Source organism: Vibrio sp. S457-15, from assembly GCF_000960545.1.
In the GTDB taxonomy this organism is placed as follows: domain Bacteria; phylum Pseudomonadota; class Gammaproteobacteria; order Enterobacterales; family Vibrionaceae; genus Vibrio; species Vibrio parahaemolyticus.
This window is the reverse complement of record NZ_JYOQ01000121.1, coordinates 51,743-63,033: the sequence shown is the minus strand read 5'-3', so window position 1 is coordinate 63,033 and position 11,291 is coordinate 51,743. Positions and strand designations below refer to the sequence as shown.

Annotated in this window: 8 protein-coding genes and 1 pseudogene; 5 read left to right on the top strand and 4 right to left on the bottom strand. The window is 46.9% G+C overall.

The annotated features are described in order from the left end of the window. Nucleotides 1–3 precede the first annotated feature (3 nt). Complete coding sequence (locus UF05_RS11360; protein ID WP_045545529.1) at nucleotides 4–924, bottom strand: IS5 family transposase; 921 nt, start codon at nucleotides 922–924, stop codon at nucleotides 4–6. A gap of 75 nt (nucleotides 925–999) precedes the next feature. Between UF05_RS11360 and UF05_RS11355 the strand changes: the two are divergent. The 3 genes and pseudogenes from UF05_RS11355 to UF05_RS11345 form a co-directional block, all read left to right on the top strand. Beyond that, nucleotides 1,000–3,348: pseudogene (locus UF05_RS11355) on the top strand (fimbria/pilus outer membrane usher protein); the annotation flags it as partial. Beyond that, complete coding sequence (locus tag UF05_RS11350) at nucleotides 3,345–4,313, top strand: Csu type fimbrial protein (protein ID WP_045545528.1); 969 nt, start codon at nucleotides 3,345–3,347, stop codon at nucleotides 4,311–4,313. The pseudogene UF05_RS11355 and the gene UF05_RS11350, both read left to right, overlap by 4 nt. A gap of 141 nt (nucleotides 4,314–4,454) precedes the next feature. Next, entirely contained in the window at nucleotides 4,455–5,171 is a 717-nt protein-coding gene (locus UF05_RS11345; RefSeq protein WP_024702141.1) for a carbonic anhydrase, read from the top strand. An 83-nt stretch (nucleotides 5,172–5,254) separates the two neighbouring features. Here UF05_RS11345 and UF05_RS11340 read toward each other — a convergent pair whose 3' ends face one another. Beyond that, nucleotides 5,255–6,352, bottom strand: a complete 1,098-nt coding sequence (locus UF05_RS11340; protein WP_045545527.1) for a mechanosensitive ion channel family protein — start codon at nucleotides 6,350–6,352, stop codon at nucleotides 5,255–5,257. 259 nt (nucleotides 6,353–6,611) lie between these two features. Here UF05_RS11340 and UF05_RS11335 point away from each other — a divergent pair, with 259 nt between their 5' ends. Next, complete coding sequence (locus UF05_RS11335; protein WP_005462888.1) at nucleotides 6,612–6,959, top strand: helix-turn-helix domain-containing protein; 348 nt, start codon at nucleotides 6,612–6,614, stop codon at nucleotides 6,957–6,959. Between the two features lie 93 nt (nucleotides 6,960–7,052). Here the strand turns inward: UF05_RS11335 and lldD are convergent, their stop codons facing one another. Together lldD and UF05_RS11325 are read right to left on the bottom strand one after the other, a co-directional pair. Next, a complete protein-coding gene (gene lldD / locus UF05_RS11330) occupies nucleotides 7,053–8,192 on the bottom strand; it encodes an FMN-dependent L-lactate dehydrogenase LldD (RefSeq protein ID WP_045545526.1) in 1,140 nt (379 codons plus the stop codon). A gap of 314 nt (nucleotides 8,193–8,506) precedes the next feature. Next, nucleotides 8,507–10,198, bottom strand: coding sequence for an L-lactate permease (locus UF05_RS11325; RefSeq protein WP_045545525.1), 1,692 nt, complete (start codon nucleotides 10,196–10,198; stop codon nucleotides 8,507–8,509). Nucleotides 10,199–10,360: 162 nt separating this feature from the next. Between UF05_RS11325 and UF05_RS11320 the strand changes: the two genes are divergently transcribed. Next, nucleotides 10,361–11,260 (top strand): LysR family transcriptional regulator, encoded by a 900-nt coding sequence (locus UF05_RS11320; protein ID WP_005499789.1) that lies wholly within the window; start codon nucleotides 10,361–10,363, stop codon nucleotides 11,258–11,260. Nucleotides 11,261–11,291: the final 31 nt, after the last annotated feature.

Genomic DNA, 11,291 nt, shown 5'->3' with positions numbered 1-11,291 from the left:
TTCTTAAACGATATACTGAGTTTCAGGCATACCTAGCCCTGTAAGCTTATTCAGCGCTTTGATCATAGCGTAAGTCTCACCAACTTGAGCGTTGTAGTTCCTCAGACTTAATTTCCCACCTAACAACAGCTTCACACGATACATGGCTGTTTCAGAGAGCGAACGCTTGTGATAACCATAGCGCTTTTTCCACTTCTTGTTGGAGCCGTAGAGCTTTTGGCTGCCCACTGCTAAATTGCGAGGATGTCCTTGTTCCCAGAAGGCAGCCCCTTCTCTTGGTGGGATAAGCGGAACAGCTCGCTTAATCCGTATGGCATCATGGAAATTCCTTGTGTCGTAAGCACCATCTCCAGATATCTCGATGATTCGTCGACGTGTTTGCTTGAGTAAGTTGGGGAGCACTTCGGCATCGGTTACGTTAGATAAGCTCAGCTCTGCTGCGACTATTTCGTGGGTGCTTGTATCTACTGCGATATGCAGCTTACGCCAGATTCTGCGTTTCCCATCAGTACCATGCTTCTTGACCTTCCATTCACCTTCGCCATAACCCTTGAGGCCAGTGGCATCAATTGCCAGATGTTGTATTGCACCTCTGGTTTTGGTTTTAAATGAAACCTCAACTTCCTTAGCTCGGCGGCTTATACAGGTGTAGTGCGGACAAACTAGCGGGGTGTTAGCCAGCTTAAATACTGAGTCTAGAAAACCTTGCAGCGCTCTCAATGGCATAGAGAAAACGCGTTTCACCATCAGTGCGGTAGTAATGGCTAAGTCGCTGAATCGGCGAGGTCTACCACGCTTGCCTTGTTTGTTTTGATTCCACTCGGCTATCGCTTCCTCATCAATCCAAAAGGTCAGAGAACCATGGTTGATTAAGGCTTTATTGTACTGCTTCCAGTTAGTTGTTTTGCAACGAGGTTTAGGCATGAGGCTACGATGATTGATGGGTGTAGCCGATCAGATCGTAGCTTCTTGATTTAGTTCCATCGATTTAAGCAACAAAGCCACTCACCCAACAGTTTTTCTGAGTTACCGAATCCTGAAAACTTTTCCTTTGATAAGTTTAACAATATTAGCTTGAAACTAGAATTGGTGATCAATCAAAGAGCGACGGGGCATATTGCCGAAGTCGAGCGCATTGGCGATCAGTACTTTCTCCAGCGGCAAGATCTAATAGCGGTTGGCGTTACGGCCAAATCGTTGCCAGGAACGGAAGACAGGATTGACGTTTCTTCTATTGCTGGGGTTAACGTGCGTTATTTGCAATCGTCATTGCAACTGGCGATCGACGTTCCGCCTAACTGGCTGCCGATGCAGAGTTTATCTGCACACGATATGGGGCGGTTCTCTCCAGCTAAGTTTGGTCGTGGGGGACTGTTTAACTACAACGTTTTTGGTGTTTATGAAAACGAAAGCCAACAAAAGGAGGTTTCTATCGATCATGAAATCAGAGCCTTTTCTGAGTTTGGCGTTTTTTCTACAACGGGAATATTTAAATCCAATTTTCATCGCGATGTTCAGTCTCAGCAAAGCAGTCAATACACCCGTTTCGATACAGGGTATGAGTACGCCAATCAGGCGCGCCGACTTCGTTTGGAAGTCGGAGACTACATCGTCCGTCCTTTGTCTTGGGGTCAGCCGGTGAGAATGGCGGTCATTCAGTTGTCGCATGACTTTTCTATGCGCCCCGACGTAGTGACGACGCCATTGCCAGCGTTTTATGGTGAGGTCACTGCGCCCACGACCTTGGATTTATTCATCAATGGCTTTAAAACCGACTCAATGGCCGTCGGGCCAGGCCCTTTCGTTATTAACGACATTCCCATGATCTCTGGCGCGGGTGAAGCAACCGTCATTGCGACTGATGCTCAAGGCCGACAAACGGTCATGACCAGTCCGTTTTTCCTCTCTTCCGATTTGTTGAAAACAGGATTTACTTCCTACAGTGCCAGTATTGGTGCGCTCAGAGAAGATTTTGGAAACGCATCGAATGAATATGGTGCTGGTGGCGTTGTTGTAGCGATGCGTCATGGAATGACGGATTGGTTAACCTTGGAAACACAAGCTGAAGCAAAAGATGACCTAATTGTGGCGGGGCTGGGTTTTGTTAGTAATGCGTTCAACTTAGGTACGGTAGATGCATCTTTTCGAGTAAGTAATTTTAAAGACCAATCCAGCTCATACGCGCTGAGTTACAGTTACCAATCTAGGTTGTTTAGCTTCGCTGCTAGAACGCAAGTGGAGCAAGCTGATTTCTATACCCTGTCGCATTTGCCAAATTACGAGAAGCTTAATAAAGGGGAGGAGGCATCGCTGAAGTCTCGTCATGTATCGTAAGTCAACATGGGAGTACGGCTAGGGGATTGGGGCTCACTTTCCGGTGGCTATTTCGATATTCAGCAAACCGATTCTAGCTCGCGTACGCTCAATCTTACGTACAGTTATGCTCTGCCTTTTGACATCAATATGTCGCTCTCTTACAACCACAGTATTGGTGGTCAGGCAGTGACATTAGCGCAGTTCTCGTTGCCCTTTGGTTCGCTTGGCGGCAGTGCCGGCTTAACGCTGAAAAGGGAAGATGATGGCGATGTGCGAGGACGCGTTGGTTACAGTCGCCTCGCGCCTATAAAAGGTGGGTGGGGTATCAATTTAGCGCATGACCTCAATGAAGATCCTGAAAACCGTAAGCAAGCCGATTTGACCTATCGTGCCTCGTGGGCTCAGTTTCGAGGAGGGCTCAATGGCACCAGTGGGAATTATGATTATTTTGCGGAAATAGCGGGTTCAGTCTCGACATTGGATGGCAAAATCTTCCCTGCTAACGAAGTGTATGACAGCTTTGCCGTGGTCAGCACCAGTGGTTTTGACGGTATTCCGGTTAAATATGAAAACCAAATTGTTGGCGTGACTGACGAGGATGGCTATTTGCTAGTGCCTTGGGCTACCGCGTATTACACCGCCAAATATGAAATTGACCCACTCACTTTACCAGCGAATGCGGCATTTTCGACGACAGAGCAGTTCGCTTCGATACATGCAGGTTACGGTTATTTATTAGAGTTTCCCATTGAGCTGCAAATTGCATTGAGTATGACCGTTGTGGATGAAAATCACCTAGTCCTGCCGCTTGGCACGTTTGGGCGTTCAGAGACAGGATTAGTCAGTCAAATTGGGTGGGATGGGTTTACCTATTTTGAAGGCGTTGATCCGGGCAGTTACATTCTGTTTTATCCTCAAGGGCAGTCACCATGTAAAGTTTCAATTGAAGGGTTGTATGAGCGCGAGAGTCAAAAAATACAAACACTGAATAGTCAGGTTTGCCTCAAAACGGAAGATGAGGCGGCACTATGATTTTGCATCGCTGGCTGGCTAGTCTACTTCTCTTTTTCTCGTGCTCGACAATAGCTTGTCAGCTCACTGCGTCAACACCTTCAATCCAGTTTGGTAGCGTTTCCTCATTTACGGTGTCGAGCACTCAGCAACAAAGTTCAGCCCAGCCTCATGCCGGGATTAAGTGTGACTTTTCTACACTTGTGTCGTTGTTGAGTGGCGACTATGTGTCCGTCACATTTACCAGCCTCAATGGTGGGCAGATGACCACCCAAGGAGATGCCAGTTCGGTAATTAACTATCAGATCTTTGGCGATTCAAGCCTTTCAGAAGAGTATGTTTTTGGCCAATTGTACACTTTCACAGACACCGACTTGTTAGATTTGCTGGGGCTGTTTGGAGATCAAGTTGAGTTCCCTCTTTATGCTCGGACGGGAGCTGGAAGTAACCTTTCGGCCGGAACTTATACAGACCAAATTATGGCGTCTTGGAATTGGAATTACTGCAAGGGCGTAGGTCTACCAGGAGTATGTATTATGCGGACTGAGGGGAGTGCTCAAAGTACTATTACGGTCGAGTTGGAAGTGACTCCCGACTGTATGATAACCGCGCCGGATATTGATTTTGGTTCATCCCCATTGGTGGCGGGCTTCGATCCCGTTAGTCAGGTTATATCGTTAACTTGTACCAAGAACAGTTCCTTCACCATTGGTTTAAACGATGGCGTAAATGCTTCAGGAGGCCAACGAAGGATGGCATCTGATGGTAACTATTTGGAATATGAAATCTATAAGTCTTCATCGACGGAGCGCTGGGGCTCGGCTAGTGCAGAGCGCCGCGAACAGAGCGATGTCGATACTGGCGATGCCATTCCAGATGGTATCACTCCACAGAACTACAATTATCGCGCGCAGATAATGACAAGCCAAAATACCCCTCCAGCGGGCACTTATACCGACTCAATAATCGTTGATGTTCAATTTTGAGCATCATATCAATTGCATGACTAGAGGAGTTGATTCCAAAGTTTGTTTGCAATCATAGTTTCCACTCTGTAACGACCGAATCCTGTGAGATTAGTATGGCTTTGCTTTTACAACACTTCACTTGAAGGGATAAGGAAAATCATGAAAAAGTCACTTACAGCGATTGGATTGTCTTTGGTATTCGTTGGTTCGGCCAACGCAGCAAACTGGGGCTACGAAGGAAGTCACGGGCCAGAGCATTGGGGCGAGTTTGCTTCTGAATGTGCGCAAGGTAAAAACCAAAGCCCGATTGATATTCATTCGGCGACGCAAGCTGAATTAGCAAAACTGCAATTGAATTACCAAGGCAAAGTGGTTGAGCTAACAAACAATGGTCACACATTGCAAACCAACGTTGAGGGAGAGAATGTTCTGACCATTGATGGCAAAGCGTTTGCTTTAAAGCAGTTTCATTTCCACACACCATCTGAAAACCATGTCGACGGCAAATCTTACCCATTGGAAGCGCATTACGTTCATGCCGATGAGCAAGGCAATCTCGCAGTAGTGGCGGTATTTTTTGAACAAGGCAAAGCGAATCCTGCTTTGGCGAATCTGCTAGAAAATGTGCCGGAAAGAGATCAAAACGTAACGATTCGCGCTCCTTTCGATGCAAACGCTTTGATTCCTAGCGACAAAGACTACTACCGATTTAACGGCTCATTGACTACGCCACCATGTTCAGAAGGCGTGCGTTGGCTTGTGATCAAAGATCCACAAAGCATTTCGGCAGAGCAAATTGCGCAATTTGAACACGTCATGGGGGAAAACAATCGTCCAGTTCAACCGCTCAATGCGCGTATAGTTCTTACCAAATAACCGATGTTTTTTGAGGTTTTGTAAGCCCGAAATAAAACAAAGCCCACTCAATGTTGAGTGGGCTTTGTGTGTTTAAGAGCGAATTAAAAACCGCTGTCTTCTTGGTTTTTCGCCATTTGAATCGGGTCGAGCTTCAGTGTTTGAGTTGGGAACGCGATATCTGCGTTGTGCTCTTTAATGATGCCGACGACTTTCAATAAGACGTCTTGTTTCACTTCGTGGTATCTCACCCAGTTCACGGTTTTCGTGAAGGTGTAGATAAAGAAGTTCAACGATGATGGGCCAAAGGTATCAAAGTTCACAATCAAGGTTTGGCGCGTATCGATATCTTTGTGATTCTTTAACATTTCGCGCACTGCGGTGATGATTTCTGGCACTTTGTCGGCATCATCGTAACGCAAGCCCACCACTTCGTAGATTCGACGGTTTAGCATTCGGGAAGGGTTTTCAACCACGATGTTGCTAAACACGGAGTTAGGCACATAAAGTGGGCGTTTATCAAACGTGCGGATGCTGGTCATGCGCCAACCAATGCGTTCTACGGTGCCCTCGATTTGACGATCTGGAGAGCGAATCCAATCGCCTACTTTGAATGGACGATCGAAGTAAATCATCAAACCACCGAAGAAGTTCGACAGCAAATCTTTTGCAGCAAGACCTACGATTAAGCCACCCACACCACCAAACGTCAGCAGACCAGACAGAGACAAGCCAAATGCCTGCATGATGGTTAATACGCCGATAGTGATGATGAATAAGCGCCCAACTTTTGCGATGGCTTGAACGGTGGTTTCGTCTCGGTTTTTCTGTTCCAGAACGAAATCTTCGATATTGGTGATCAGCCGCATGACGGTCCATACGAAGACGCTGATAATAAGAATCAGCTTGAGCGTGCTCAGCCAATTGATCTTGTCATTCAGTTCGCTTTCTAAAATGATGCCGAGTGACACCGTAGCAGGCCAACACCAAATGAGTGTGCTCACTGGCGCTTTGAGCGCATCAAGCAACATGTTATCCCAATGAAAAGGGGTTTTCTCGACAAGAATTGCAAGACGTGAACGGACCACTCGCCAAGCGATCCATGCGATAAAACTGGCTAACGTGATAAAAAGAACACTTCCGCTCCAATCCTGACTATGCGCTTGTACATAGTTTTGTAAATCGGTAAACCACTGTGACATAAGTAACTTTTATTTCTGATGAACCATGGAGGGAAAGGTAGCAGATATTGAAGTATCACCCCAGTAATTTCCGGGATTTCATCCATTTATCACTATTATCTGATGAATTTTGAATCGAAAGCGGATGCGTGCAAGCCTTGCCATACCTTTGCTGAGCGCAAATATTCGAACGATCAATTATAAGTTCTCTGACTTATCGCTAACATTTATCTCAAGCAAGTGTGAGAGTGTATTGGCACTTGAATTATCGGAGGCCGATATGGAATTTACAGAGCTGGATAGAAACGCGCTCTACGACATCTGGATGTCACAAAAAGCCAAAATGCACATCACTCAAATGGAAATGGCAAAGCGCCTAGGTTTGAGCCTACATGAGTTTTCTGGCTTGTTACGTGGTAATTCGCCACTGACGCTAGGTTTTATCAAACAACTTTGTGAACAGCTGCATGTGCGTCCTGGGCAAGTGATTCCATCATTGACTGAGAGAGAACTGTCGGCGGCGGGATCGGTTCATTTGCAAAACCGAGTGACAGTGGATGGTGACATCCGCAATGTGTTCATCGAAGGCAACCAAGTCGTCATTGAGTACGTTCACCAAGTTAGCTAACTTGCTCGTCAAATTATCGGGTTGAAGAGCAATAAAAAAACGAGCCAATTGAGGCTCGTTTTTTCGTTTCTGCTTTCTGCGTATTCATAAAGATTATGGGATTTTCACCAACGAATCGCGAGATAGGTCAGCAATGGTTTTTGCGCCAGTCAGCGTCATAGCCACGCGCATTTCTTTGTCGTATAGGTCGAGTAGGTTTTCTACGCCAGCGCCACCTTGTGCAGCAAGCGCGTAAACGAATGAACGACCAAGCAGCGTACAGTCTGCGCCAAGTGCAAGCATACGAACAACATCCAAACCAGTACGAATACCAGAGTCTACGAAGATCTTCAGATCGCCTTTTACGGCGTCCGCAATGCTTGGCAGAGCTTTCGCTGTTGATAGTACACCATCGAGCTGACGACCACCGTGGTTTGATACCACAATGCCATCTGCACCGAAACGTACCGCATCTTTCGCGTCTTCTTCATCCAGAATACCTTTGATGACCATTGGGCCATCCCAAAAATCACGAATCCACTCAAGATCTTTCCAAGAGATCGATGGGTCGAAGTTCGCGCCCAACCAGCCGATGTAGTCTTCTAGTTTCGTTGGTTCACCACGATACGTTGAGATGTTACCAAGATCGTGTGGCTTACCTAGCAAGCCAACATCCACCGCCCAGCTTGGGTGACGCATGGCTTGGAATACGCGGCGCATTGCTGCGTTAGGGCCACTCATACCAGAGTGCATGTCACGGTAACGCGCACCTGGAACTGGCATGTCTACCGTGAATACCAATGTAGTAACGCCTGCTGCTTTTGCACGCTCAAGAACGTTTTTCATAAAGCCGCGGTCTTTTAGCACGTAAAGCTGGAACCACATTGGACGCTCAATGGCTGGTGCCACTTCTTCAATCGGACAAACCGACACAGTCGACATGGTAAAAGGAATGCCTTTTTTCTCTGCCGCTTTTGCTGCTTGTACTTCACCACGGCGAGCGTACATGCCAGTTAGACCAACAGGTGCCAGTGCGATTGGCATCGAAAGTTTCTCACCGAAAATCTCGGTCTCCAGACTCAAGTCTGTCATATCGCGTAGGACGCGCTGGCGTAGTGCAACATCGCCTAAATCGTCAGTATTACGCTTCAGAGTGCGTTCGTCGTAAGAGCCGCCATCAATATAATGGAATAGAAACGGAGGTAGCTTGGCTTTCGCGGCAGCGCGGTAATCGGTAGAAGCTGAGATAATCATAATTGTGTCCTAGCGGTTATTCTAAGCAAAGTTGTGGAGCATTTGCTCTTAAGTGAGCTTTCATCGCACTAAGCGCTAAAAGCATCAAAATGAGTATAGTTACCTTTGCATCACTTACTTTTGAATATGCGATTTAGGTAACCCACTTACATAATTGGTTGAACAATCTTGATTTAATCGCTCAGTCAGTTATGCAAACTGGAAAGGCGACACAGCTGCCGGGGGAATTGATGTAGCAAGCTAAATCAACATGTCGGGGTAGTAGTGCTGACAGCTGTGTCAAATCGGGCAGGGCAGTGAGCCCTGCATTCGTATTACTTCATCAAGACGTCGGTGAGTTGGAATCCGTAAATCAGAACCAAACCGATAATGCCTGTCATTACTAGGTAGTAGAACGTTGGGATGATCGTCTTACGCAAGGTTGCGCCTTCACGACCTAGTAGACCGACGGTTGCGGATGCCGCCACCACGTTGTGAATGGCAATCATGTTACCCGCAGCCGCGCCAACGGCTTGCAGTGACACTACAACCACGCTTGAGATAGACAATGTCTGCGCGACTTCGAATTGGAACTGGCTGAACATCATGTTCGATACGGTATTCGAACCCGCGATGAATGCACCTAGCGCACCAACCGTTGCACTTAATGCTGGGAATGCAGAGCCAACGAGGTCTGAGGCAAAGTTCGCGGTTGTTACAGGCATACTTGCTAGGTCAGCACCGTTCACTCCTGAGTTGATGAAGATACGTACCATCGGGATAGTGAACACCAATACGAAGCCTGCACCGATTAGCGTTTTGCTTGACTCGCCGAATGCTTCACGCAAAGGTTTTGCGCTACCGCTTTGCAATACAGCAGCAAGCAGAGCAACGAACACCAGTACACCACCAGGAAGGTAAAGCGGCTGGATTGCAGCGCTAACGCCTGTCTCGCCTAGAATGTTGCTAAACGACACGCTGATGCTTTGCAGTAGACCTTTAAACTCAGAGCTTACGCGGCTTGCTACCAAAATAACGGCCAGCATTACATAAGGAATCCACGCTTTTACCAAGCTCATTGGCTTACCAGGATTGTCGTGCAGATCCACTTTCAAAGAGCCTAGCCACTCTGCTGGCCATTTGTCTTCGCTTTCAAAATCCCATTTTGTTTTAGGAACTAGGAAACCTTTTTTCGCAGCAGTTACGACGATAGAAAGACCAACCAAACCACCAATCAGCGATGGGAACTCAGCGCCCAAGAACACGCCAGTTAACGCGTAAGGAACGGTAAATGACACACCTGCGAATAGCGCAAACGGTAGAATATCCAGACCTTCGCTCCAGCTTCTGTTCTTGCCGAAGAAACGTGTTAACATCATCGCCATCAATACAGGAATCATCGTACCAACTACGGCATGAATTACGGCAACGTTAGCCGTGATGTGCTGTAGGTATGCTTCCCATGTTGAGCCTTGAGCTGCCAACGCTTCACTGATGTTGTGCGTATCCAAACCTTTGTTTACACCCACGATAATCGGCGTACCCACTGCACCAAACGATACTGGCGTTGATTGAATCATCATGCCCATTAGTACAGCTGCTAGGGCAGGGAAACCGATCGCAACCAATAGTGGTGCGGCGATCGCTGCTGGTGTACCAAAGCCCGATGCACCTTCGATGAATGAGCCAAAACACCAAGCAATAATGATGGCTTGAACTCGACGATCGGCAGAGATATCGGTAAATCCGTTACGGATAGTGGTGATCGCTCCAGTGTGTTTTAAAGTGTTGAGCAAGAAGATGGCACCAAACACGATCCAAAGAACAGAGACAGTAATTCCTAAACCTTGGAGTACTGATGCCAGTACGCGAGTAGCTGACATATCCCAAAACATAAGGGCGATAGCGACGGTTAAACCGAACGCAACAGGCATAGCTTTTTTAGCAGGCCAGTTGAGACCAACCAATAAAATGGCGGCAACAACAATTGGCGAAAAGGCCACTAGGGCTAGTAGGGTTTCACTCATTTGTACATCCTTCGTACGCTGACTTCTCGAACGGTGTCAATCCGCTGTAGAGGCGACTTTTTGTTGTAATGGTTTTGTTAATTTGGCGTGAATTTACTCCTTTATTTTTTATTGATATAGGGAAATAATGAAAATAATTAATTCCAAAAGTGACATAATTGTATGCGAGCAGACGACTTAATCCTGTTTTCTCAGGTCATCGAATTAGGTAGTTTTAGTAAGGTTGCAGAGGCAAATAACCTTACAAATTCGGTAGTTAGCAAAAGAATGGCGCGACTAGAAGAAGAGATAGGTGCACAACTATTATATCGAACTACGCGCAAATTGACCCTGACCGAAGCTGGGAAGGTGTTGTTACACAGTGCTAAAAATGTGAAGCAAGCCACTCAGGAGGCTATGGACGCTGTTGCAGGCTTTGGAGAGAATGTGAGCGGTCATATCAAGATGTCGGTGCCGACTATCTCCGGTGACTTGATTCTTGCCGACGCGGTGGCGGAGTTTTGTAACCTTCATCCGGGGCTCACTGTCGATATGTCGCTCGATAATCGCTTTGTTGATCTTGTCGCAGATGGTTACGATTTAGTCATCCGAACCGGTTACTTGGAAGACTCCAGTTTAATTGCTCGGCACATACTCGACTCTCAATGGGTGGTATGCGCATCGCCTTCTTATATTGCTAAAAACGGCAAACCTATCGAACCTATCGATCTGACTTCGCACAACTGTTTGCAATACGCTTATCAAACCACCGGTGCATCGGAGTGGGAATTTAAGAGTGACGAAGGCAATTATATTGTTCGAGTCTCTGGAAGCTTTTCAACCGACAATGCCACCGCTCTGCGCAAAGCAGCATTAGGCGGACACGGCATTGCGTATGTGCCTCGCTGTTTGGTGTACCACGATATTCGTAATGGCCAGCTGGTGGATATTTTCCCCGAACTGGTCGGCAAAAAGCTGGGCATTTACGCGGTATATCCGTTTACGCGTCAGCCGCCGAATAAGGTTAAGCTGCTCATCGAGCACATTCGCGAACGTTACCTCACCATTTCTCATTACTTCTAGGTGCTTCATATTGTTTGCATTTTTTTGTTGA